Annotated in this window: 23 protein-coding genes and 1 pseudogene; 10 read left to right on the plus strand and 14 right to left on the minus strand. The window is 67.0% G+C overall.

The window, feature by feature from the left end; translation table 11 throughout:
* Positions 1-32 precede the first annotated feature (32 nt).
* A complete protein-coding gene (locus EV648_RS01120) occupies positions 33-1070 on the minus strand; it encodes a LacI family DNA-binding transcriptional regulator (RefSeq protein WP_132284123.1) in 1038 nt (345 codons plus the stop codon).
* 853 nt (positions 1071-1923) lie between these two features.
* Between EV648_RS01120 and EV648_RS01125 the strand changes: the two genes are divergently transcribed.
* The 3 genes from EV648_RS01125 to EV648_RS42370 all read left to right on the plus strand — a co-directional run bounded on the left by EV648_RS01125 (position 1924) and on the right by EV648_RS42370 (position 3523).
* Positions 1924-2151, plus strand: a complete 228-nt coding sequence (locus tag EV648_RS01125) for a hypothetical protein (protein ID WP_132284125.1) — start codon at positions 1924-1926, stop codon at positions 2149-2151.
* A gap of 782 nt (positions 2152-2933) precedes the next feature.
* The gene (locus EV648_RS01130; protein ID WP_158293864.1) at positions 2934-3377 is read left to right on the plus strand and encodes a type II CAAX prenyl endopeptidase Rce1 family protein; all 444 of its coding nucleotides are present in this window, start codon (positions 2934-2936) and stop codon (positions 3375-3377) included.
* A complete protein-coding gene (locus EV648_RS42370; RefSeq protein WP_158293865.1) occupies positions 3368-3523 on the plus strand; it encodes a hypothetical protein in 156 nt (51 codons plus the stop codon). Before EV648_RS01130 ends, EV648_RS42370 begins: the two co-directional genes overlap by 10 nt.
* 24 nt (positions 3524-3547) lie before the next feature.
* Here EV648_RS42370 and EV648_RS01135 read toward each other — a convergent pair whose 3' ends face one another.
* Entirely contained in the window at positions 3548-3946 is a 399-nt protein-coding gene (locus tag EV648_RS01135; RefSeq protein ID WP_158293866.1) for a pyridoxamine 5'-phosphate oxidase family protein, read from the minus strand.
* Between the two features lie 266 nt (positions 3947-4212).
* Here EV648_RS01135 and EV648_RS01140 point away from each other — a divergent pair, with 266 nt between their 5' ends.
* Together EV648_RS01140 and EV648_RS43735 are read left to right on the plus strand one after the other, a co-directional pair.
* A complete protein-coding gene (locus EV648_RS01140; protein ID WP_199234382.1) occupies positions 4213-4413 on the plus strand; it encodes a hypothetical protein in 201 nt (66 codons plus the stop codon).
* A 92-nt stretch (positions 4414-4505) separates the two neighbouring features.
* The gene (locus tag EV648_RS43735; protein WP_241994801.1) at positions 4506-4691 is read left to right on the plus strand and encodes a hypothetical protein; all 186 of its coding nucleotides are present in this window, start codon (positions 4506-4508) and stop codon (positions 4689-4691) included.
* Between the two features lie 32 nt (positions 4692-4723).
* Here EV648_RS43735 and EV648_RS45010 read toward each other — a convergent pair.
* The 3 genes and pseudogenes from EV648_RS45010 to EV648_RS01155 all read right to left on the minus strand — a co-directional run.
* A pseudogene (locus EV648_RS45010) lies at positions 4724-5050 on the minus strand (FAD-dependent monooxygenase); the annotation flags it as partial.
* 281 nt (positions 5051-5331) lie between these two features.
* On the minus strand, positions 5332-5628 hold the full coding sequence (locus EV648_RS01150; RefSeq protein WP_132284131.1) for an FAD-dependent monooxygenase: 297 nt from the start codon (positions 5626-5628) through the stop codon (positions 5332-5334).
* Positions 5629-5640: 12 nt separating this feature from the next.
* Complete coding sequence (locus EV648_RS01155; RefSeq protein ID WP_158293867.1) at positions 5641-7080, minus strand: FAD-binding oxidoreductase; 1440 nt, start codon at positions 7078-7080, stop codon at positions 5641-5643.
* A gap of 180 nt (positions 7081-7260) precedes the next feature.
* Between EV648_RS01155 and EV648_RS01160 the strand changes: the two genes are divergently transcribed.
* Both EV648_RS01160 and EV648_RS44660 read left to right on the plus strand, forming a co-directional pair.
* Positions 7261-8715: an AlkA N-terminal domain-containing protein gene (locus tag EV648_RS01160; protein WP_305000050.1), complete on the plus strand. Its 1455-nt coding sequence runs from the start codon at positions 7261-7263 to the stop codon at positions 8713-8715.
* Between the two features lie 134 nt (positions 8716-8849).
* Positions 8850-8984 (plus strand): hypothetical protein, encoded by a 135-nt coding sequence (locus EV648_RS44660; protein WP_255511372.1) that lies wholly within the window; start codon positions 8850-8852, stop codon positions 8982-8984.
* 225 nt (positions 8985-9209) lie between these two features.
* Here EV648_RS44660 and EV648_RS01170 read toward each other — a convergent pair whose 3' ends face one another.
* From EV648_RS01170 to EV648_RS01185, 4 genes are all read right to left on the minus strand, one after another.
* Positions 9210-10154, minus strand: a complete 945-nt coding sequence (locus EV648_RS01170; RefSeq protein WP_132284135.1) for a phosphotransferase family protein — start codon at positions 10152-10154, stop codon at positions 9210-9212.
* 427 nt (positions 10155-10581) lie between these two features.
* Positions 10582-11013, minus strand: coding sequence for a hypothetical protein (locus EV648_RS01175; protein ID WP_132284137.1), 432 nt, complete (start codon positions 11011-11013; stop codon positions 10582-10584).
* 461 nt (positions 11014-11474) lie between these two features.
* A complete protein-coding gene (locus tag EV648_RS01180) occupies positions 11475-13214 on the minus strand; it encodes a sialidase family protein (protein WP_132284140.1) in 1740 nt (579 codons plus the stop codon).
* Between the two features lie 656 nt (positions 13215-13870).
* Complete coding sequence (locus EV648_RS01185) at positions 13871-14434, minus strand: dihydrofolate reductase family protein (protein ID WP_132284142.1); 564 nt, start codon at positions 14432-14434, stop codon at positions 13871-13873.
* A gap of 237 nt (positions 14435-14671) precedes the next feature.
* On the opposite strand from EV648_RS01185, the gene EV648_RS01190 reads away from it, so the two are divergent.
* A complete protein-coding gene (locus EV648_RS01190; protein ID WP_132284144.1) occupies positions 14672-14767 on the plus strand; it encodes an ANTAR domain-containing protein in 96 nt (31 codons plus the stop codon).
* Positions 14768-15352: 585 nt separating this feature from the next.
* Here EV648_RS01190 and EV648_RS01195 read toward each other — a convergent pair.
* A complete protein-coding gene (locus EV648_RS01195) occupies positions 15353-15931 on the minus strand; it encodes a tyrosine-type recombinase/integrase (protein ID WP_132284146.1) in 579 nt (192 codons plus the stop codon).
* A gap of 252 nt (positions 15932-16183) precedes the next feature.
* Between EV648_RS01195 and EV648_RS01200 the strand changes: the two genes are divergently transcribed.
* Positions 16184-16852: a Type 1 glutamine amidotransferase-like domain-containing protein gene (locus EV648_RS01200; protein WP_132284148.1), complete on the plus strand. Its 669-nt coding sequence runs from the start codon at positions 16184-16186 to the stop codon at positions 16850-16852.
* 339 nt (positions 16853-17191) lie between these two features.
* Here the strand turns inward: EV648_RS01200 and EV648_RS01205 are convergent, their stop codons facing one another.
* Positions 17192-17521 carry a nucleoside triphosphate pyrophosphohydrolase family protein gene (locus EV648_RS01205; RefSeq protein WP_132284150.1) on the minus strand — a complete coding sequence of 110 codons (330 nt, stop codon included), beginning with the start codon at positions 17519-17521 and terminating at the stop codon, positions 17192-17194.
* An 836-nt stretch (positions 17522-18357) separates the two neighbouring features.
* Between EV648_RS01205 and EV648_RS01210 the strand changes: the two genes are divergently transcribed.
* Positions 18358-19326 (plus strand): hypothetical protein, encoded by a 969-nt coding sequence (locus EV648_RS01210; protein WP_132284152.1) that lies wholly within the window; start codon positions 18358-18360, stop codon positions 19324-19326.
* Between the two features lie 30 nt (positions 19327-19356).
* Here the strand turns inward: EV648_RS01210 and EV648_RS01215 are convergent, their stop codons facing one another.
* From EV648_RS01215 to EV648_RS01225, 3 genes are read right to left on the minus strand one after another with little or no spacing between them, the layout of a single operon-like run.
* Positions 19357-20721, minus strand: a complete 1365-nt coding sequence (locus tag EV648_RS01215; protein WP_132284154.1) for a cell wall metabolism sensor histidine kinase WalK — start codon at positions 20719-20721, stop codon at positions 19357-19359.
* Complete coding sequence (locus EV648_RS01220) at positions 20718-21389, minus strand: response regulator transcription factor (RefSeq protein WP_132284156.1); 672 nt, start codon at positions 21387-21389, stop codon at positions 20718-20720. The genes EV648_RS01215 and EV648_RS01220 overlap by 4 nt, the downstream gene beginning before the upstream one ends.
* 57 nt (positions 21390-21446) lie before the next feature.
* Complete coding sequence (locus tag EV648_RS01225) at positions 21447-22091, minus strand: hypothetical protein (protein ID WP_132284158.1); 645 nt, start codon at positions 22089-22091, stop codon at positions 21447-21449.
* Positions 22092-22191 lie beyond the last annotated feature (100 nt).

The raw sequence follows: 22191 nt of genomic DNA on the forward strand, positions 1-22191 counted from the left end.
AGCTGGGTGTGGCGGTTAGCCGGGCGTCCGGGTTAGCCGGGGGTCTGGCCCGGGGCGGTGACCGAAGCCCGGGTTACGAGCGGGCAGGGCAGGACGACCTGTGCGCGGTCGTCGTTCTGGGGGTTGTCGTCGATCGACCCGATCAGGGTGTCGACGGCCCACGCCCCCATTTCGTAGTGAGGGAGTGCGACTGTGGTCAGACCCGGTCGCAGTCCGTCGGCGATGATCTCTTGGTTGTCGAAGCCGACGACGGACAGATCGTGGGGAATCCGCAGGCCGCGTTCGGCGGCAGCCTGATAGGCACCAAGCGCCATGCGGTCGTTGAAGCAGAACAGCGCTGTGGGCCGGGCGGTCCCGTCGAGGACGGCGGCAGCCGCACGGTAGCCGCCGGCCGAGTCGGAGGCGTCATATGTGACGAGGGACTGGTGATAGCCGACGCCCGCCGCCTCGAGGGCCGCGCGGTACCCCTCGAGCCGGCCGCGCGAGGCCGGGATGTCGTCTCTGTTGTTGAGGAACGCGATCCTGCGGTGGCCGCTCGCGAGCAGCACCTCGACCGCCGTGCGCCCGCCGCCGACCTCGTCCGGGACCACGGACGGGATCGACGGGTCGCGGGACACGGCGTCGAGGAGTATGACGGGCAGGCCGGCCAGCTCATCGGGAAGCTCGACCTCGCGGTGATACATCGTCGCGTACAGGAAGCCATCGACCTGGCGTTGGAGAAGCGCCTGGATCTCGCGGGCCTCGTAGGCCGGGTCCAGGCCGGTGTTCACCAGCATCAGCAGCCAGCCGCGCTTGGACGCGGCCTCCTGGGCGCCGAGAATCATCAGGCCCGCGAACGGCGTGGTGGCGATCTCGTCGCTGATCAGCGCGAGCACCTGCGAACGCCGGGTGCGCAGGCTGCGCGCAACGCGGTTGGGCACGTACCCGAGTGCTGCCGCGGACGCCTTCACCCTCGCGCGGGTCTCGGCGTTGATCCGCTTTCCCGGGACGTCGTTGAGCACGTGCGACACCGTCGTCACCGACACGCCGGCATGCTCAGCGACGTCCTTGATCCGGATGGTGCGGCTCATGGCGGCCTGCTCCTCACTCGATGCCCAAACGATTTGGCAACTGGTACCTGACCACGAGAGTGGATCACGCCCGCCCGCCTGTCAACCCCTCGCCCAAACGATTTGGCAAATCACTTCAGAGGCTGCCCTACTTTCGACTCAGCCGACGTCTCCCACGGCAGGCGACGGGCGGATGAGCTGTTGGATCTGCTGGCTGCACTGACCACCAGCCAGGGCAACGACTCGAGCCCGCCAGCTGCAACAGCACCAAACTCGAGGGAGGTCGACACGCCCCTTCCATCAGCTCACCGTACGAACGCAGCTCCCCAGCAACCACGCTGCAGATCATCACGAAGGCCCGCTCGCCCAACCAACTCCGTCGGGCCGCTAGTGCAGTTAACTGACCACCACAGCCACGGCAATGCGAGCAGGAGCCGCGCCAGGCCACCGAGCTTGGTTGCCAGGCCTGATCGCGCGGCAGTCTTTGGCGCGCTGATCGGCGGGCGAGCCGGTGGGACGATCGAGGCCGGCCGAGGCGGTAGCGGCGCGGGTCGAGGCGGCGGCTGGTCGGCAGGCTCGATGGCCCAGCCGGGATTCAGCATCGGCGAAGGTGTCGAAGGCGGAGGAGCTGCGGCCGGGCCGGCGGCGGGGGAGCTACTGCGGGCAGATGGTGCGGCGCAGGTTGACCGGAACGGCGTTCCGGTCCTGTCGGGCGGCGAGGATCGTTGCTGTGAGCCCCAGTCACTTCTCGGAGCGTAATCGCAGATCCGGTGGGCGGGCCAGGGCTTTTGCAGCTTGTTGCCACTTGCCTAGGGCAACACTCCGGCGGGGCTCGACGGCGACAGGAGCTGGTGGTTGGGCGCACTCTGGATGCATGAACGGACCGGTGCAGGCGATCAACATCGTCTTCGACGGGCCGCCGGCACATGACGGTGGGCGGTTCGTCGAGGTCGAGACCGACGACGGCCGCAGCATGAGGATCGGTCAGTGGTTGGAGCGCGCCGACGGCCGGTGGGTGCTCCGGATCGAGAACGTGCAGATTCCCAGTCCTGATGTCATCAACCGCCCAGACGAGGCGGTACACGATGACCCCGAACCGTGAAGCATCCCAACCCGCAGAATCCCGACCGAGTCTGACCGTGGAGCTGGCGGGCCCCATCGAACTTGAGCTCGCCAAGGCCGTCGAGAAGCTCCCCGGCCGCAACGGCCTGCCTGGTGGGTGCCGCTGCGAATTGAAGTACGACGGCTACCTTCACTGAACTAGACAAGATCCGGATGCCCCGCGGTTGGACGAGGTGCATGAGTGCGGCGAGTCGACGTCTGACTTGCTTCGTTGCGAGATGCACCGATCAGCTCGACTGAACGGGTGGCAGTCCGATGGACTCCGGTGAGCAATCCCGGGTTTCTTGATTCTCGTATCTGTCCGGAGTGCGCTATCGGCGCCGAGTTCGATTCACCAGTCAGTGACGGTGCCGCGTCGGGCGTCACTCATGGCGGCCCAGCCTGGGCCCGGGCCAGGACCTCAGGCCAAACATCCGCATTTGCTTGTGATGCCGGTTCGGTTCGTTCCTTCTGGTCTGACCGGTGCTTCCCGCTGGCCCGGTGAGGTGAATCGCGGGGCGCCCTCCCACAACGGGTGGCGGCGTCGGTGGAATACGTGCATGCGGCGTCTGGACCGTCGGGTGGTTCGATTCTTTGTGTTGGCCTATGCGCTGACAAGGTCGGCCTGGCTGCCGATGCGGTTGCGCCGACTGTTGGCAGCCGCCGCACTACCTGGGAAGTCTTGGTCCCGGCGCAGCGGCGGTGATCCTGACGGCCCGGGAGTCGGGAGTATCGGGTCTGCGTGACCTTTCGCGGCGCGCCATCCGCGGTCCAGTGCCCTGGGTGATCCTGGCGGTTGTCCTGCCGTTCGGGCTGATCGCACTTGGATGCCTGATCGGGTTTGTCGCAGGAGGCTCGCCGGTGGATCTCGGCGAGTTCCTGGGCTCGAAGGAGTATCCCAATGTCGGCTGGGAGTTGGTCCTGATCGAGGTGATCTTCTTCGGGTGCGGCGAAGAGAGCGGTTGGCGCGGGTATGCCCTGGACGCGCTGCGGGCCGATGGCCGCACCGCCTACGCCGCCTCGACGGTACTGGCGATCTTCTGGGCAGGATGGCATCTGCCGCTGTTCTTCTACGCCCACGGCTTGGCCACTCTGTCTCCGCTGCTGGTGCCCGGGTGGCTGGTCAGCCTGCTGTTCGGGTCCTATCTGACGACCTGGCTGTACCGCAGCAGCCGCGACTGCCTGTGGTGGCGCTCTTCCACGGTTGTGTCGACCTGGTGTCGCTGACTCCGGCAGGCAACACGCTGACCCTGGTTGCGGTCAACGGTGGCCTGATCGCGGCTGCCGTGTTCGCCGTGATCCGCTACGCGCCCAGCCTCGACGTGCGCCAACCTTGCACCCCGACCGACCCGCGCGTCCCCGACTCGGACTGACGGAGGACTGTCGGTCCGGCTGCCTTAGCTCAGCTGGCGACCGGTGAGCCCATCCCAGCGCAGCCGCACGTACAACAGTCGGGCCGCGCCGCCAGCCCAGGGATGCGGGTCCCGAAACGTCCGGATCACCGCTAGCTCGTCGGGATCCTCGATCATCTCGCCGTCCCCCGTGGCCACCACGCTCCACCCCTGCTGCCGCTCCAGGTCGAGCCGGTCCACCTCGAAGGCGAGCCTGCTGTTCCACGCGCGCGCCCCCAGCACGCTGTAGGGAGCGGTGCGGAACACGATCGCGTCCTCGACCACCGAGTAGTTCACAGGCCAAATCAGCGGGCCCGAGTCGGTGCACAGCGCCACCCGGCCAACCTCGGCGCTCGACAGCAGCTCACGGCACCGGTCATACGACAGTTCGATCGGCGCGTTCATCCATCCAGTCTGTGCTCTGGCTCGCTCAGTTGGAATGGGTGAGCGTTCCGGCAGTCCACTCATGGCGCTGTCACGGACGGCCTGGCGTGACCAGACATGCCGCGATCCGGCAAAGCGCCGAGGTCCCATTCAGGAGCCTGCTTGCCTTCGGCCCAGGCAGACTCCACTGCCCGACGTGTGTGTCGCACATGTACTGATCAACACCCTCAACACGACAGTGCGCGACGCCCTAGAGACCCTGACGAAAGGTCAAGCACCGCGAGACGGTGGACGCGATCGTCGGCGCGGTCACCGGCTGGGGCAAGGGCAGCAAGACGCCGCTGATCAAGGTCCAGCCCCGGCTGGTCGTCGAGGTCGCCGCCGACGCTGCCCCGCAGGCCGGCCACTACCGCCACCCGCTGCGGTTGGTCCGCCACCGCACCGACCTCACCCCCGACGACGTCGACACCCTCCCCACCCACACCTGACAGCCGGGCCAGGCACCGGCGGTGGACCAATACCCTGGGGAGCGAAACACCGGTTCAGGCCGTGACTTCGGCAGCAGGGCCGAGGTCGATTTATGAGTGACGACGGCATGCACGAGTTGCATGTGACCGCGTTCGACGTCGAGGCTGGAGTCCGCCACGGCGGGCTCGGCGACAACGGCGGTCCTGGTGTGCCGCTGGTGGCACTGGAGATCGAGGGGCGACCAAGCCCGGATGCCGGCGACGCCCACGTCACCCTGGCCTCGCGCCGCTGTACATAGCCGGCCAGTGCCTGCTCGACGGGTTGGTCGGCGGTGAGCATCTCGGCGAGTACGAGCGCGTCCTCGAGCGCCATGGCCGCGCCCTGCGCCATGTTCGGTGAGCTGGCGTGGGCGGCGTCGCCGATTAGCACGACGCGGCGCGCTGTCCAGGCCGGCGCCACCATCTCCTCGATCGGTGCGAAGTACGCCTCTGTGGCTTGGTCAAGCAGAACTGGCACCGGTGCGGCGAAGCCGGCGAACGCCCGGTGCCAGTCCTCGCTTGCAGCAGTGGCCGGGTCGTTCGTGTTGAGGTCGGCATAGCAGTACACGACCCCTTGGCCGAGCGAGACGGTCAGGAACGTGCGTCCTCGGCCCAGCATGACCGTCCAATCGGTGATGTCGGAGAAGCCGTCGGCGATGAATCGCCAGGACGCCTGTCCCACGTAGTTGGCCGGGGGACCCCCAGGGCGAGGTTTCGGATCGTCGAATGGACGCCGTCCGCGCCGACGACGAGGTCGTAGCTGCCGGTCGAGCCGTCGGAGAAGGTCACCTGCGGCGCCCCGCCGATTTCCAGGTCCGTCACCGACGTGCCGAGCCGGACAGGCACTTCAGCGGTCGCCTGGCGAAGCGCCTCATGTAGCACCGCGCGCTGGATCGCGACTCAGCCGCCGACGCCGTCCCAGATTCGGTCGAGGTCGATGTTGGCGAGAAGACGGCCGCGGTGGTTGAGGAGACGCTGACGCCCGATCGGGTTCGCGTAGGCGGTTGCGGCCGGTCCGATGCCGAGCTCGTGCAATGCCCGTACGGCGTTGGCCGGTAGGTACAGGCCGGTGCCGCTCGGCTGCCAGTCTGTTGCCCGCTCGACAACCTCAGCGATGATGCCGCGTTGACACAGGGCGCGGGCCAGCGCGAGACCGGCAACACTTGCACCGACGACGAGCACCCGCGAGGCGTTCATGTTTGCCTCGCTCTATCCGGCACGGGCTCGGGGACGGATGTTCCGGTTCCGGCGGAACAGGTTCTGCGAGTCGTACGCGTTCTTGACCGCGACGAGGCGGTCGAAGTTGGCGCCGTAGGTCGCGCGGACACGCTCCTCGTCTTCGTCGGCGGTCTGGAAGTTGAGGTAGTTGCCCCCTGTCGAGAAGGGTCGGACGCTCTTCCATGCCTCCCGTACCCAGGCCACGTGCTCGTCGTCGGGGCTGTCAGCCTGCCATTGACCGGCGAACGCGGTCATGTAGCGGGCGTCGCGGTTGCCGACCGCCCCGTCGTCGTCTGCTCTCTCGTTCAGCTCACCCGCGAGGTGGATAACAATCGACGCCGACAGCGGGGACGTCACTTTCAAGGCACTGTCGCGGAAGATGTCGAGGAACTCATTCGTCAGGCCGGCCAGGTACTCGGTCTTCCAGTAGTAGCGGTGCCCCTTGGGCTCATCGCCGTCGAACATCGACTGCTGGTCGGTGTAGGGCTTCTCGGTGACGAGGTCGGCGATCGGGTCGCCGAGGGTGCGAACGGGGGCGAGGTCGGCCGCCGCGTCCGCACCGCTGTGGCATATGAGCAGCGCGACTATCGGCCTGCCGTGCCAGTCCTCGGGGAGGAACGGGGCCGGAGGCGCGAGGCGCACGCTCACCGCGGCGGTCAACTCGCGTGGCGCCGACTCGGTGAGGTTGCGGTAGGTCGCGAGCACGTCGTCGACCCGGTCGGCACTCCAGACGATGAGACCGCCGGTAACGGTCGGGCCGACGTCGTGCAGGCGGAACGTGAATCGTGTGACGACGCCAAAGTTGCCTCCACCGCCCCGCAGCGCCCAGAAGAGTTCGGTGTTCTCCTCGCGGTTGGCCGTCCGGATCTGGCCGTCGGCAGTGACGATCTCGACCTCCTCGAGGTTGTCCGCGGTCCAGCCGAAGCGACGCGTGAGGTAGCCCAGGCCGCCGCCGAGGGTCAGGCCAGCGACGCCGACCTCGGAGGAGAAGGAGCCTAACGGCGTGGCCAGCCCGTGCGCCTGGGTCGCCCGGTCGACGTCTTGGAGCAGACACCCAGGCCCGACCTGCGCGAGCCGCGCGTCCGGGTCGACCGTGACGTCGCGCATGCGCGACATGTCGAGCGTCAGACCGCGCTCGGCGATCGAGGTACCGGCCATGTTGTGCCCCCCGCCCTTGATGCTCAGCAACAGACCGTGGTCACGCGCGAAGCCGACGGCAGCTGCGACGTCCCGGGCCGACGCCGGCTGCAGCACCACCGCGGGGGCTTTCGCGACCATGCCGTTCCAGACCAGCACGGCGTCGTCCCAGCTGGCGTCGTCCGAGCGAAGCAACGGACACTCGACCCGCGACTCGAACTCGTCGAGCTGCTCTGACGTCAGCCGCACCAGTGCGCCGTCGAGTCCGGCGACGTCGATGGTGCTCGTCTTCATGCGCCGTCCATCCGCGCCGGCGAACTGTGGCTGATTCGCTTCCATCATGCCGCTCCTCACTTATCGTTGTGCTCAACGCTAAGTCGTTGCCAGGGCGGTGACTGGCGGGATTCGGCCAACTGAGTGGACGTCTACCGAGCTGGCCGAAAACCGCTGATACGGTTGACTCCGGGGCGAGAAATGAGCCACATCGTCGAGGACTTCGAGAGCTGCTACCGGCTGAGTTGCAGCCGCGATCCGCGCTACGACGGCATCTTCTTCATCGCCGTCACTTCGACGCGGCTCTACTGCCGGCCGAGCTGCCCGGCGCGGATTGCGAAGCGCTCGAACGTCTGCTTCTACCCAACGGCGGCCGCCGCGCAGTCGGCTGGCTTCCGCGCTTGTAAGCGCTGTCGCCCCGACGCATCGCCCGGGTCGCCCGATTGGAACTGGCGTGCCGACCGTGTTGGGCGCGCCATGCGCTTGATCGGAGACGGCACCGTCGACCGCGAAGGAGTCTCCGGGCTAGCAAAGCGACTGGGCTTCAGCGATCGGCATCTTCGGCGACTCCTGTCCGAGGAAGTCGGCGCAAGCCCGGTCGCACTTGCGCGCGCCCAGCGTGCCAACACCGCCCGGCTCCTGATCGAGTCGACCGCCATGTCCTTCGCCGATGCGGCCTTGGCGGCCGGGTTCCATAGCGTTCGCCAGTTCAACGCCACTATCAGAGACGTTTTCGACTTGACCCCGGGCGAGATGCGGCACCGGTCGGACCGTGCCTGCGCCCGGTCGCCCGGAGTCGTCGAGCTTCGCCTGAACTGCCGGGAGCCCTTCGACGCGGCCGCCTTGCTGCGGTTCCTGGAAGTGCGCGCAGTCCCCGGTCTCGAAGACGTCAGCGGCGGTACCTATCGGCGAGCGCTGACTCTCGCCCATGGCATCGGGATTGTCGAGCTGACCCCGGAAGTGCGTTCCGTTCGCTGCGTTCTCCTCCTTGATGATTTTCGCGACCTCGCCGCGGCGGTAGCACACTGCCGGCGCCTGCTCGATCTCGACGCCGATCCCCTGGCCATTGCCGGGGCCCTCGGCCGTGACAAGGTGATCGGCGGCCTCGTCCGCGCCCGGCCGGGGCTGCGAGTGCCGGGCTGCGTCGACGGAGACGAACTCGCCCTGCGCGCAGTGCTCGGTCAGCGCGCGTCGCTGCGGGCTGCACGGACACAGACAGCCCGCCTCGTCGAAACGTTCGGTGCGCCGCTGCGCCAGCCGCTCGGGACGGTGACCCATCTATTCCCATCCGCGGCGGTCCTCGCCGAAGCCGCCCCCAACGCGTTTGCCGGGCTGGGGCTACGCCGCGCCCCGTTGCAGACTCTCGCCGCCCAGCTCACCAACGGCGAAGTCCGGGTCGACGCCGGCTCAGACCCGATCGAAGCGCTCACCCGGCTACTCGCGATTCGTGGTATCGGACCTTGGACTGCCGCGTACGTGGCGATGCGAGGATTTCACGATCCCGATGCGTTCCCAAATGGCGACGCTGGTCTTCGCCGCGCACTCGAGGCACTGGGTTGCCCGGTCGACCCCCGCTCGGTCGCCAAGCTGCAACAGCGATGGCGGCCCTGGCGTGCATACGCCGTCGTTCAGCTCTGGACGAGCCTCGACCACTGACCGTGAGCGTTGGTCATGACCCCGCGCAGCCGCGCTTGAACGCGCTGATCTCGAGCTGCGCGGGCCGTGACGCCCTGACCGGGGCGAGGCAGCGCGGGTGGCGCGAAGCGCTTGCCTAGGGCAACACTGGCAAGGTGGGCAAGCTGGCACCCGACCTGCTCGGGCCGGTCGGACTTGAGCTGGCCCGGGCCGTCGAACAGCTGCCCGGCCAGCACGCCATGCCTGGCGGATCCCGCTACGAATTGAAGTGGGACGGGTTCCTTCACTGAACAAGTCAAGCCGTCTCTAGCTGCCCAGTCCAGGCAGGCGTTGCCGGCGAAACGGTCGGCGATCCAGTCGACGTCGGGTTGCAGCGGCCAGCCAGCTCGCCCGGGCCTAGTGTGGTGTCTCGTTATTTGCCGGTGATTGATGCGAGTGCGACCGACCTTCGACCTTCGTGCAGGGGGCTGTGCGGCATGCCAGAACCGGAAGAGCGACCAGCAGGGAACCCGCAGTTATCCGAGGCGCCGTAGCGCTGTCTCGATAGCGACCTCGACCCGGGAAGTCATGCCGGGCACATCGACGGGACGGCGCCCAGCGACCTGACTACGGATCCACTTCGGCCCGCTATCGTCATAGTGCAGCAGGGCATACAGGTCCCACCACGGATCGAGAGTCACCCCGGCGATCGACTCATAGAGCGACCGAAGCTGCTCCGACCACTCGGGCGAGTAGAGCGCCGCCAAGTATCGCCGACAGTGCCCGACGTCAATCGCGCGCGCCCCCCGATGGATGGAGTTCCAGTCGGTCAGTCCAGTAATCCTTCCGCGCGACCACAGCATGTTGACAGGCAGGAGATCGCAGTGCAGAAAGACGGCAGTGTCCTTTGGCGGCGGCGCCGCCATGACACCAAACGCCGCCTTCCACACAGCCGGCTTCTGTGCGTCGACCGGCACCTGAAACCCGTCTAGAGGAGCGATCCAAGAATCCGTCCAAGGTCTGAACATCTTCGCGGGGAGATCGAGGGAATGCAGCAATACAGCAATCTCCGCGATCCTCGTCATCCACGACCGAGGTTCCGCCGGATTGAGGTGAACATGCCCCTGCAACCGTGTCATCAGCAACGATGGCGCGCCCCCCGTCGAAGCACCAGCAACATCAGTAGCCAGGATGCTCGGAACCGGGAGCCCGCTTCCCGCCACCACACCAAGGTTGGCGATCTCCTTCTCCAAGCTCCCCTGCAGGCCAAGCCCGCCCGGGTACTGCCGCAGTACGACGAACGTTCGCATTCCACGTCGCTCGACAGTCAGCCGATTCACGGCGGAGCAGACGCCACCGGTCAATCGGCGATAGCCAACGATGCGACTGCCCCGACCCATCGACGCCGCAACCCAGGCGAGAGTCTCCACGGAGGGCCGACGCTGCCTGAACCCGCCATCCCTCCAGTCGCCGTCGGTCATGAGCGCGAGCCTATTCGTCAGGGGCCTGCGGCGATACGGGTTTTGGGGCTACCCGTCCAGGGCGAACCGGGGCGTGGCTGCGCGAGCGCGGCATCGCCACGACGATCCCGGAACGTGACGACCAGATCGCCCACCGCCGCAAGCGACCTGGCCGCCCGATCGACTTCGGTGACGAGCAGCGGCAGCGGTACCGGGGCCGCAACGTCGTCGAGCTCTGCTTCAACAAGCTCAAGCAGTGGCGGGGCTCGCGATGCGATCAGACAAGACCGCCCGCAACCACCACTCCGGTCAGTGCCTCGCCGCCACACTCCACTGGGTCCAGACCTTTAGCAACACGGCCTAGACCTGCCCCAGGCCGCAGAAGGGGCCTCAGAAAGGCCACCCAATGGCTCTCCTGAGGCCCCTTCTCGATGCCAACCTGCTTTGGTCAGCTCGCGTGCGCTTGCTCAACCTGGATCGGCGGCACACCCGAGCGTCGCCCCATCCAGGCGAACGTCGCGGCGACTCCCTCGACGTAACCCGGGCGACCCGGCCACTCCCACCGCCCGACCAGCCGCTCAGCGTACGGCGTCTCTTCCTCGATGAGCTCCTCGATGACCCACGCACTTTTCAGGGTCAGCGGCGTCTTGGCCATCACACCGTTGCGGCCGTCGATCGGGCCGTTGTACGGAACCCACGCGTTAGCGATCCACCGGCACGCAGCGAGCACCCCGACCAGGTACCAATCGACCTGGTCTTCAGCACGCAACGCATCGCCGCGCTGCTCGGCCTGCCACCACAGATGAGCGAACTCCGTCACCTTCACGCCGCGCAGGTGCTCCCGTCGGATGTGGTCGAAATCCCGGCCCATCAGATCCATACCACAACACGATCCCACCGGGCGCGGACACTTTCTAGCGGAGCCTCGTGTCCACAGGCGCCCCGTCACGGCAGCGTCTGCAGTTCCTCGACCTCCGTACGCGCATCGTGTAGCGCAGTGACGGCAACGTTGAATGAGATCTTCTGCCCGGGACAGGTGGCCGGCCACCCGGTCGACCACGTCGTCCGGGTCCTCGCTCGGGTCTACGAATAGGTCTTGAGGCAACTGAGTCATCCGGTGCGACCCGTCCGCAACCAGGCTGAGCACGTGGATCTGAGCAGCGCCCGCGCCCGGCACCGACCCTCGCCGGTCCGAAACCCTTTGTCAGCAACGGGTTTGGCCCCCACACCACCCCGAGACACCCTAACCTGGCACAGCGGATCTGAGGAGCCCCCAACCGAAGGAGCACCGGAACTCCGAAGAGTTCCGGTGCTCGTCACTTGCGAGTCACAAAGAGGTGATTACGGAGTCGGATCGGCGAACGTTCCGCTGAAGATGTCGCTGTTGCCGAACGTTGCCGGGCACGTGCCGAGCACGTTGGGCGCGCTCGTCGGGCTGCTCGTGTAGAGCGAGGCCCGGAAAGCGTTGATCGAATCGCACGGAGCCGCCTCGCGGGCGTCGTTCCACACCGCTACCGCGAAGTCGTTCGTTGCGGCGGCGTACACGTAGTCACCGAGGAACTCCGAGATCAGGGCGTTCGCGCTGCTGCCGCGAGGATCTCCGACTGGAGTCCGTTCGAGCACCGACCAGCCGGTGGGTACGCCGTTCACCACGTTCGCATGCAGTACGACGCCGACCAGCCCACGTGGACTCGTGGTGTCGTTGCGATATGGCGTGGTGAATGCGTTGTAGACGACGTACAGATCAGTCCCGTCCGGGGAGACCGCCGGTGCACTGTAGACCGGCCGGTCGCCGGTAGCGATCGGCACTGCGAGCGGCGTGGCCCAGGTCTGTCCGGCGTTCCGCGACCAGGTCAGCATCAGTTGCTCGTGGTTGAGACCCAGCCGGCCATCGGCCCAAGTCATGAAGATCTCGTTCGTACCACCGGTCCCAGTGGGCCGGGCGTTCGCGATGTCGACGTTCGGTCCGCCGGCCAGGTCGACCCGGGCCCCGGCGATGCCGTCCATCACGGGACGTCCCTCGACCGGGTCGAAGACACCCGGCTTCACAACGGGCGTGACCAGGAACGGTCCCTTGAAGTGCGCGCCGCCGTCGGTGGACCGGTACATCATCTGGAAGTTGGTGCCCTGTCGGGTGCCGACGCCGAAGACGTAGACCGCGCCCGTGCTGTCCGTACGTACGACGCAGCCGTCGGGCTGGCTGTTGATGCCGTTGCTCGTCGCCGGTCCTACCTGACGAGTGGTCCAACTGGTTCCGCCGTCAGTGGATGTCGCGACGGTCAACGGTACCGGGAGCGCGTGCCCCTTCTCTTGGCTGCGGAACGACGCCCAGCACACGTAGACGTGGCCGAAGAACGGGCTGCTCGAGGCGTTGTCGGCATAGACCTGCTCCTTGTCCGAGAACGTCGTCGAGGACTGCTTGGAGATGATCACCGGCGCCCGCCAGGCGGAGGCGTTGTTCGCCGACGCTCCACGCACGTCGTCGGTGGTCGACACCGCGATCGCCTCGAAGCCGCGGAAGGTCTCGAGTTTCCGGGTGGCGCCGAAGTTCGAGGTCAGGTTCGCGTAGTACAGCCGCGATCTGTTCGCCCACGAGAAGGTCCCGCCGGGACCGGGCCGCGGTCCGAATGCCACCGCCGGGTCTCCGTCGGCGACGAGCCCTGCTTCGACGTAGTGGGGCAGGGTGCCGATCGGACCCACCTGCGGAGTGCAGGCCGCGGGGCCGAGGCAGCCACGGGCGCTCCAGCCGCTGTACGTCGGCTGGTGCCAGGACGCACCGCTGTCGAACGAGAAGTACGCGCCGGAGACTCCGACGCCGTTCGTGAACGGACAGGTCGACGGGTCACCGGCGGCGCAGGACTCCATGTCGATCTCCTCGTTGGCCCCCGCGACCACGACCGAAGGATCGTGTGCGTCGATGGCGACCGCCGGTTCGTTCTGCTTGTTCTGGGAGAACGGTGTCGACGGGCTGCCGACGGTGACCTCGTGATCCGCCGGCGACGCGGAGGCAGCGACGGCGGCTCCGGCGAGAGCAGCTGTGACGGCAGCGACGGAAGCGATGATGCGGCGTGATGTGCCCATGACCCCCTCCTCGGGACGACCATCGGCTCGGGACCGGTTCCCGGCCCGTCTGGTCGTCTCGACACTCCACCTCGGAACCCCTCCGCACAACAGGTCGGAACCCCTGATGACACAGCGCAACAGGCCAGATGCGAAGAGGCTTCATCGCGACGTCGTGGTCCATCGGGCCCCGCCAGCATCGAAACGTTGATCGCGAGGATCAGCACCAGGAACCCGATTGGTGCGACCAGGTCGAACGCGGTGCTGCCGAGCGGCCCGGCCACGCACCGGCCCAGCGACAGTGCCGCGACGACGGCAGCGAGAACGCGCAGCCACGTCCGGCCGCCGGCGTATGCCAGCGCCGCGGCGAACAAGGCGACCGCGCCGAACAGACCCGATGCCAGGGAGTGTGCGCCGAGCCACCGTCGGCGTCCAGGGGCAGCAAGATCTTTTCGGCCGCCACCTCACCCGTCCACCGGACCGTTCCACTCGCGCAAGGACTCCCGGAGCCGAAAACATCTTGCCGCTGATCCCTGGACCCCGCCGCGGTCTCGACTGGTATCGGCATTATCGGGTGAGGGCGAGGAATGGCGAGCCCTGCCTTGTCGCAGCGAACAGCTCGACCTTGCTCCGGGGCATGCTGCCGCTCCCTCAGACGAGCAGCGAAGGAATCGCGCTCAACGCCTCGTCTCGTACCTGGTCAGGACCACGCCGCCGGGAAACGTCCGCGTCTCCACCAGGTTCAGGTTCACCCAGCTGTCCAGCGCGGTGAAGAACGGTGTGCCGCCGCCCACCAGCACCGGATGGGTGACGATCTCGTACTCGTCGACCAGCCCGGCCCGCATGGCCGCCCCAGCGAGCGTGGCGCCACCGACCCTCATCGGCTCGCCGTCGTCGGCCTTGAGTCGGGTGATCTCCGCTACAGCGTCGCCGGTGACCAGGCGGGTGTTCCAGTCGACCTTGTCGATCGTCGAGGAGAACACCACCTTCGGCGTGTCCCGCCAGTTCCGCGCGAACTCGATCTGCGCCGGGGTGGCGTCGGGCTGCTGGTCGCCGGTCGGCCAGTGGGAACTCATCGCCTCCCACAGCTTGCGCCCGTACATCAACAGCCCGATCGCCAACTCCTGGTCGAGCCACCACTGAAACAGCTCGTCGCTCGGCCCGCTCCAGCCGATGTCGTCGCCGGGCGCGGCGATGTAGCCGTCCAGGGTCAGGTTCATGCCGTAGATCAGTTTCCGCATGGCGCCATGCCTTTCTGTCAGTCCGGCGGCCTTTCTCCGGCCGCCCGTCACCCCTACTACGAACGCCTCACCCCGGATCCGACAGGTCATTGGCAGAAATTCTCACGAGGCTTCCCCGTCGGCGCCTATACTGCAGCGGCACTTGCTGGGGCCCGCGCCGATGAGCACCTTGGACTCCGGGTATGGGCCGGTCTCGGGAGTCTAGATCGGCTCGGCGCAGGAAACTGATCTCAAGCGATGGAATCGCACAGGCTGGTCGGCAGAGCCCAAGGGGTGCTGATGGAGCGTTTCGATATCGATACCGATCGGGCGTTCGCGATCCTGCGGCGCTAGTCCCAGGACCACAACGTCAAGCTCACCGAGGTCGCGGCCTCCCTGCTCAGCGACCGCGACCTCCTGTCCCCGCTCCGCGATGTTGACGGCCGGATCCACAGATGACGGATCTGCCCGGGGACGCTGCCGAGCGGCGCTGGCCGACCTGGCTGGGTACGGCACCCTTCTGCCGTATCCGACCAGGCGGTATGCGGAGAACCAGGAATGGCGAAAAGGTATCAGTGCGGCGCTGCGGTGCAGCTTCATCCACCAGCCCATCCCGGCGGGGGAACCGACACCAAGGACGGTGCAGAGGCAGTGGCATCGTTGTGGGTCCAGCAGGTCCTGATTGGCGTGTTCAGGGCGACCAGCGAAGTCCGGGGTGGATGACTGCGACGGGGACTAAGCGAGTCCTGGCCGGCGGCCGTACGTCGTGGTGCGGATCGTGGTGCGAAATGACGGATACCTCTGGGGAATTCGCGCGTGGTGCGGGCATCCGTGTTGCCAAAAGCGCTGGTAGAGAGCGTATGCGACGCTGTAGGTCCTCCTCGTAATGAGAAGGTCGTCGGTTCGATTCCGACAGGCGGCTCCACCCAAACCCCCAGGTCAGGACCCACTTTCCTCGCCCGGGGGTTTTGTAATTCCCGCCTGAAGCTCGGTGGATGTCCCCGAGATGTCCCCGTTGCCCCCGATCCGCTGGGCCGCGTCCCACAGGTTCTGATCGACCAGGTGGCCGTACAGGTCCATCGTCATGGCCGCCGTCGCGTGTCCCAGAATCCTCTGCACAACCTTCGGGTCAGCGCCAGCACCCAGCCAGACCGACGCGGCCATCTGCCGCAGATCGTGTACGCGACGGTTCGGTACGCCGATCGCCTTGGCGGCAGCAGGCCAGCCGACCGACCGCTTCCAGTTCCCCTCACTCAGCATGCCGCCGCGCGGTGCCTCAAACAGCCACGCGTCATGTGCCTTGCCCTCTGCCCAGCGTTCCACGAGGGGCACCAAGGCGGGAACCAGCGGCACCGTGCGACCGCACTTGTTCTTGAGCGTGTCTACGAACAGCCCTCCACTGCCACCGCTCGCCAGGACCGACCGTTGCAGCCGCAGTCCGCGGCCTAGCACCCAAATGCGATCACCGACCTCGAGGCCGGCTGGCGCCTGTGAGCCGCCAACAGATCTGCGACACATGTCCGCCAACTGATGCGCGACAGGCTAGGAGAGTCTGCCGTCCACATGTCGGAGCAACGCACGGATCTGCCGATGACAGTGCGCGCATGCGGAGGTCCGCCGAGTCTTCTGGCAGGGTGTCGGATCGGAACGCAGCGTTCGTGGAACAGGTGAATGGCGGCCGCTCGAGGGCGCCAAGACAAGGAGTCAGGCAATGACGCGTCCACGGTCTGTATGCCACACGAATCCGTCGCACTCAACTCGGGAGGCGTTGTGAAGCTCCTTCTCACATCCGGAGGCGTTACGAACAGGAGCATCCGCGATGCGCTGGTCGATCTGCTGGGCAAGCCGATCTCCGACTCCCGTGCGCTCTGCATCCCCACGGCGCAGTGGGGCCACCCGATGCTCGGGCCCGCCTCGGTGCGAAGCTTCGTCGCCGGCGAGCCTCCGTGGCACATGATGACCAGCCTGGGCTGGGCGTCCTTGGGCGTCCTGGAGCTCACCGCGCTGCCCAGCATCGGCGAGGAGCGGTGGGTGCCGTGGGTCCGAGAGGCCGACGTGCTGCTGGTGGACGGCGGCGAAGCGACGTACCTGTGCCACTGGATGCGGGAGTCAGGGCTGTCGCGGGTCATGCCGTCGCTGCCCGAGACGGTCTGGGTGGGGATGAGTGCCGGCAGCATGGTGATGACACCGCGGATCGGTGACGACTTCGTCTCGTGGCCGTCTGCCCTGGACGACCGCACGCTCGGGGTCGTCGACTTCTCGATCTACCCGCACCTGGACCACGAGCAGATGCCGGGGAACACCATGGCCGATGCGGAGAGATGGGCCGCCGAGATCGCAGGTCCGGCGTACGCCATCGACGACCAGACCGCCATCAAGGTGACTGACGACACTGTCGAGGTCATCTCCGAAGGGCACTGGAAGGTATTCCCCGCCTAGCAGCCGACTGCGATCGGAGTGTCGCAGCGCCCCGGCTGGGGCGTCGTGCTGGGTCCCGCCGCCGACCGACTGCATAGCCTGACCGCTCATTCCGAGATACGCGCTCTCGACTGTCGCAGATCACTTGGCGGACGAGTGTCGCGCATCAATCGGCGGAGGACAGCGCGTACGCCGTACCTCGGCCGACTTGAGCTCTTATGGATCAAGGCGAGCCTTCGGCGCGCGGCGCGGACGTGCGCATGCGGCCTCCGGCCGTTCACCGGCCGCGCACAGGTTGGCTGGTGCTTGCACAGGTCAGGGCAGGTCGGGCTGAGCAGTATCCGCGCGAGAGCCAGCAGCTCAACGATTGTCGCCGCTACCGCCGAGCATCGCTCGTTTCTGCCTGTCAGCAAGCTTCGCAATGTTGAGTTGAGCAACATCCTCAAGCGGGACATCAAAGTAGTCCGCGATAACAGCGACATACCACAGCGTGTCACCGAGTTCTTTCTTAAGATCCTCGATGTCCCACTGAGAAAAGTCGCTATCTTTGTCGCGCACGATCTTCTTGGCTTTTTCGGCGATCTCACCTGTTTCTCCAACAAGCCCGAGCAGAAGGTGGAACAGCTCGTTATATTTCTCCTTCGGTGCAGCTGTGCGAAGGGCTGCCTGTTGATAATCGTTCATATCCATGGCGCAACTATAGGCCGAGCGACGAGGACCGCCGCCGCCTCGGAAGGGGCCCTCCGACGGCCTGCTGCCTTGCGTTCCGGATGGGGTGCAGCGGCGAAGTACAGCACCGCAGAGGCGCCCTCCAACTTGGCTGTCTTGCTAACGGATTTGCTAACAGGACCCGTGGACGCCTATGGACGGCTTGCGGCGATCAAGCCGGGTTGCACACTCACTGGCGAGCCTGGCAGACGGTCCGGTAGACCTGCGCGCCCGGGCCCTCGGCATCAAGCTTGCCGGCGACGCATTCGTGTTTCTCGCGACCCGGCCGGCCAGGATCACCTGAAGCCAGACTCGGTCACACAGCGGCACCACGCTCTGACCTGCGCGGGAGCAGGCGACAGCCGCAGCTTCCGCACCAGTTCCATCCGCGCGGTGGTCGCATGTCCGGGGCGCGGGTGGTGTGGTTTTCGCCGCCCGGCGAATTGAGCACTATTACTCAGTCCGCGCCGGGCTCTCCGCGCGCAGACTGAGCTGAAAGCCCCAGGGGCAGGTCTGGGGTGCACCACGGGATCACGGCCGGTCGCCTCCGCCGGTCCCTGGAGTATCACCGACAGGGGAGGAGCGCAGTCGGCATGACTGTGCGAGGGAAGCAAGCAAGGATGTTCATCGTCCCGGTCGTGCTCGCCGTCGCGGCAGCAGGTGGTTGTGGCGGGCAACAATCAGGGAGCGGGTCCGCGTTGCCTTCGGCAACGTCAACGGTGTCGCCTGATCTGGTCAGGGTTCGAGGCGCAAGCACGGATGACGACGCTGGTTCGAACTCCTTCGAGCTGTTCGCGGACGGGAACAGGCGATACCGGATGACGATACTCACCGGCTCGGAAGCGGGGTCCTACCTGGTCTGGGACGGCAAGGCAGTGCTGATCTACAGCCCCGAGGAGGAACCGAAATACCAGCGGATCGAGAATCCAGACAAAGACGAGTCACTCGACAGCACCTTCTTCTACCGGCCGGGCACCGAGGAGTTCGAACAGCTGTGTCCAGCGGCGAAGCGGCTCGGCACGCAGACGTTGTTCGGGCGGACGGCGGTCCGCTACCACTGCGACAAGGTGGAATCCAGTGACCACGTGCCGGACATGGACGCCAGAGAGATCGTGCTGGACGAGAAGACCGGCCTGGTGATGGTGTACGGCGGTGGAGAAGTCATCACCGAGGTGACCTTCGGCCCGGTGATCGCGGCCGACACTTTCTCAACCAAATTGCCGCCAGGTGCGAACTCGTCCGTGGCGCCCCCGGAGGGCGAGTCGACCGACGTGCCGCCGGATGCCGAGTCGACTGAGGTGCCGCCGGATGGCGGTGACGTCGGGCCCAACGAGATCGGCAGCTTCCGGCTCAACGCGGTCGGTGGCGGGTTCGTCAACAGTACGTCGTACCGCGGAAAGCCGTTCGTGATCGTGGCAGGATCGGCGGACGGGATCCGGACTGCGCTCGGCCGTCTGCTGCCGATGACGCGAGCCGGTAAGCCTCCGGTCGTGGGCTTCCTGCTGGTCATGCCGCCGGAGGACTGGAGGGGCTCGTTGTTGAACCCCAAGGACGTGGACCAACTGGCGGCTTCGATCTCGAAGTCGGCGGGAACGTTCGCCGCTCCGGTCGGCCTCGACTTCAAGGGCGCCGCCAGTTGGGTGTTCTCAGGTGACATCACGGTCCCGCCGGATCTCACGCAGGTGACGATCGCGCTGGTCGCCTCGGACGGAACGTTCGCACACGTGACGCCGGCCCGCGAAGTGACCGACGCGAACCTACGCAACTGGATCGCCGCGCTCTCCTGAGAGCGCAAAGCCACACCTCCGCCTAGACCTTCAACTCGGTGTTGCCCAGGGCTCAGCGTGTTCGCTACACACCGGCAGCTTCAGGCGCAGTACCGCGCCGCTATGACATGGCACGACTTCGGCCGTCCCGCCATGAGCCTCGGCGACCTGTCGGACGATGGCTAGGCCCAGTCCGGATCCGGGATGCGCGCGGGCAGCGGGTGAGCGGTAGAAGCGGTCGAAGACGAATTTGAGGTCGCTGTCGGGGATCCCAGGGCCGGTGTCCGCGACGTCGAGAATGCCCTCCTTGACGCTGATCAGGACCCGGCCGCCGGACGGGCTCCATTTCACGGCGTTGTCGACCAGGTTCGCAACGGCACGTTCCAGGGCGTCGGGATCTCCGTGGACGAGGGTGGGCGCGCAGGTCAGGTCGAATCCGATCTGTGCTGCCCGACGTGTCGCGCGGGCCGCGACGCGCTCGGCGACGAGGTCCAGGCGGACGTCTTCAGTGTGGAAAGCGGGCTGGCCGTAGCGGGCCAGGTCGACCAGGTCGTTGATCAGTGTTTTGAGTTCGCCGGCCTGGTCGAGCGCTTCGGCGGCGAGGTGTGGGGCCTGCGTGTCGGCCAGGTCTTCCGCCAGCAGTTCGAGGTTCACGGTCAGGCTCGTCAGTGGTGTGCGCAGTTCGTGCGAGGCGTCGGCGACCAGGCGGCGCTGGGCGCCGACGGACTCGTCCAGCGCGGCGGTCATCCCGGCGAACGCGGAGCCGAGACGGCCAATCTCATCCTGGCTGTCGGCGGGGATCGGGATGGCCAGGTCGCCGGTCGTGCGGATCATTTCGACGGTCTCGGTGAGCTGACGTACGGGGCGTAGGACCCGGCGCGCGGCCAGCCGTGAGGCAAGTGCTGCCACGAGTCCGGCGGCCACCGTCGATGTGGCGAGCAGCCAGGCGAATTCACGCAGGGTGGGTGCAGGATCGGATTGCGGGATCGCTGTGCGCACGAGCGCGCCGGGTGTTCCTGGGAATGGGGTGGTGTAGACGCGATAGGCGACTCCGTCGTAGACCGCGTTACGAAAGTAGGCAGCGGCAGTTCCGTTCGCGACCTCGACGTCGCGGATGGTGAGGTCGACGAACTGCGTCGAAGGCCCGACCCGGACCGGGTCCGGCACGATTTGCAGCTGGGTGCTCCCTATCCCCAGCGGAACAGTTGGGAAGGCCGACTCGTTGGACGTCCCCCTGAACTTCTCCTTGATGGCTTTCGCCACGTCCGGTGCCTGGCCGGCCGCCGCCACCAGGGAGCTGTCGATCTGGCCGCGGAGATTGGCTTCCACGGCCGGATACAGGACGACCGACACGAGCACCAGGGCGCCCGCGGCAATGGACCCTCCGGCGATGGCCAGCCGGGTGCGCAGGTTCATGGCTCCTCGCGCAGGACATACCCCAGGCCGCGCACCGTCTGGATCAGTCTGCTGCCGCCGTCCGCTTCGAGCTTGCTTCGCAGGTAGCTGATGTAGACCCACAGCGCGTTCGACTCCGGGCCGAAGTCGTAGCCCCAGACGGACTCGAAGATCTGGGTCCGGCTCAGCACGCGGCGGGGATTGCGCAGGAACAGCTCCAGCAGGGACAGCTCCGTCTTGGTCAGCTCCAGGGGCCGGCCGGCGCGTTCGGCCCGGCGGCCGCTCAAGTCCAGTTCGACGTCGGTGAAATGCAGCACCTCGTCTCTTGCGCCGCTGCGCCGCAGTAGGGCTCGAAGTCGGGCCCGCAGCTCCTCCAGAGCGAAGGGCTTGGCCAGGTAGTCGTCGGCCCCCGCGTCGAGCCCGGCGACCCGGTCGGTGACCAGGTCCCGGGCCGTGAGCATCAGGATCGGCGTGTCGTACCCGCCCGAACGCAGCGTCCGGCATACCTCGAGCCCGTTCGGTTCGGGCATGAGGACGTCGAGCACCACCGCGTCCGGGCGGAACACGCCGTGCTCCGCGAGGGCGGACGCCCCATCAGCGGCGGATGCCACGTCGTAGCCGTCGCGGCCCAACGCATGCTCCAAGGACCGCCGAACAGCCGGGTCATCGTCCACGACAAGTATCCGCATGGTCGTCCATCCTCGCCGTCGATCATGAAGTTGTGATGATGTGAGACTAGGCCGCTGTCAGCCGTTGGCCAGTGACTGCTTCAGATCCCCCAACGCGGTCTTGAACCGATCGGCGCTGACCCCGAGCGAGTGGGCGATATCACGGAATGCCTTCGACGTCGGAACGATTCCGCCGGGAGCCGATACCACAGCGACCAGGGCGGCCTTGGCCTTCGCCCGACTGACGCCGAGTGCCGCGGCCAAACGTGCCGCTGCGGCGTTGGTCGTGAACGGCGAGTTCCGCGGGTCGTCCGCCCCCTTCCTGTCCTTGCCGACCTGCTTGCCATCGCCGGCACGAGGGCGCCCAGGCCTGAGAAGCATCGGTTCCACGGCGTCCTTGACCCGCGAGGCCGGCAGCCCCAGGTTGGCCGCGACCGCCGCGACGAATGCCTCCGGCGTAACTCTGGTCGAGGTGGCCAGCGACCTCTTGGCCGCGACCAGCGCGGCGGTGAGCCGGTCGGTCGTCACCCCGAGCTTCGCCGCGATCGCGGCGAAGTCGGCATCCGCGGCCGGCTTGGACTTTCCCTCCACCTTGACTGCGGCACCGGATTTCGCGGCGCCGGGTTTCGGATCCGAACCGGACGTCGCCGCCGACGCAGTACCGGTCGTGGCGAGCGCGGCGAGCGTTACCGTGGCCGCGACCAGCCGTGTGCGTTTCATCATCGTGATTCCTTTCGTCCACTGAGCGCGCCGGACGAGAACCGGCGCCGTGGCGACAACACAAGCAGCGCGGCCTCAGGTGTGGTTTCAGCCAGCTTTAGAG

It is taken from the genome of Kribbella sp. VKM Ac-2568 (genome assembly GCF_004345365.1).
GTDB classification, from domain to species: domain Bacteria; phylum Actinomycetota; class Actinomycetes; order Propionibacteriales; family Kribbellaceae; genus Kribbella; species Kribbella orskensis.

What these genes read in the sequence shown, in the direction of transcription:
- EV648_RS01150 (WP_132284131.1), bottom strand. Translation starts at nt 5,628, where the DNA reads ATGAACGCCTCGCGGGTGCTCGTCGTCGGTGCAAGTGTTGCCGGTCTC.
- EV648_RS01210 (WP_132284152.1), top strand. Translation starts at nt 18,358, where the DNA reads ATGACGATACTCACCGGCTCGGAAGCGGGGTCCTACCTGGTCTGGGAC.
- EV648_RS01220 (WP_132284156.1), bottom strand. Translation starts at nt 21,389, where the DNA reads ATGCGGATACTTGTCGTGGACGATGACCCGGCTGTTCGGCGGTCCTTG.
- EV648_RS01205 (WP_132284150.1), bottom strand. Translation starts at nt 17,521, where the DNA reads ATGGATATGAACGATTATCAACAGGCAGCCCTTCGCACAGCTGCACCG.
- EV648_RS01215 (WP_132284154.1), bottom strand. Translation starts at nt 20,721, where the DNA reads ATGAACCTGCGCACCCGGCTGGCCATCGCCGGAGGGTCCATTGCCGCG.
- EV648_RS01185 (WP_132284142.1), bottom strand. Translation starts at nt 14,434, where the DNA reads ATGCGGAAACTGATCTACGGCATGAACCTGACCCTGGACGGCTACATC.
- EV648_RS01180 (WP_132284140.1), bottom strand. Translation starts at nt 13,214, where the DNA reads ATGGGCACATCACGCCGCATCATCGCTTCCGTCGCTGCCGTCACAGCT.
- EV648_RS01155 (WP_158293867.1), bottom strand. Translation starts at nt 7,080, where the DNA reads ATGAAGACGAGCACCATCGACGTCGCCGGACTCGACGGCGCACTGGTG.
- EV648_RS01125 (WP_132284125.1), top strand. Translation starts at nt 1,924, where the DNA reads ATGAACGGACCGGTGCAGGCGATCAACATCGTCTTCGACGGGCCGCCG.
- EV648_RS01160 (WP_305000050.1), top strand. Translation starts at nt 7,261, where the DNA reads ATGAGCCACATCGTCGAGGACTTCGAGAGCTGCTACCGGCTGAGTTGC.
- EV648_RS01195 (WP_132284146.1), bottom strand. Translation starts at nt 15,931, where the DNA reads ATGTGTCGCAGATCTGTTGGCGGCTCACAGGCGCCAGCCGGCCTCGAG.
- EV648_RS01170 (WP_132284135.1), bottom strand. Translation starts at nt 10,154, where the DNA reads ATGACCGACGGCGACTGGAGGGATGGCGGGTTCAGGCAGCGTCGGCCC.
- EV648_RS01190 (WP_132284144.1), top strand. Translation starts at nt 14,672, where the DNA reads ATGGAATCGCACAGGCTGGTCGGCAGAGCCCAAGGGGTGCTGATGGAG.
- EV648_RS01120 (WP_132284123.1), bottom strand. Translation starts at nt 1,070, where the DNA reads ATGAGCCGCACCATCCGGATCAAGGACGTCGCTGAGCATGCCGGCGTG.
- EV648_RS43735 (WP_241994801.1), top strand. Translation starts at nt 4,506, where the DNA reads ATGAGTGACGACGGCATGCACGAGTTGCATGTGACCGCGTTCGACGTC.
- EV648_RS01175 (WP_132284137.1), bottom strand. Translation starts at nt 11,013, where the DNA reads ATGGATCTGATGGGCCGGGATTTCGACCACATCCGACGGGAGCACCTG.
- EV648_RS01225 (WP_132284158.1), bottom strand. Translation starts at nt 22,091, where the DNA reads ATGATGAAACGCACACGGCTGGTCGCGGCCACGGTAACGCTCGCCGCG.
- EV648_RS01135 (WP_158293866.1), bottom strand. Translation starts at nt 3,946, where the DNA reads ATGAACGCGCCGATCGAACTGTCGTATGACCGGTGCCGTGAGCTGCTG.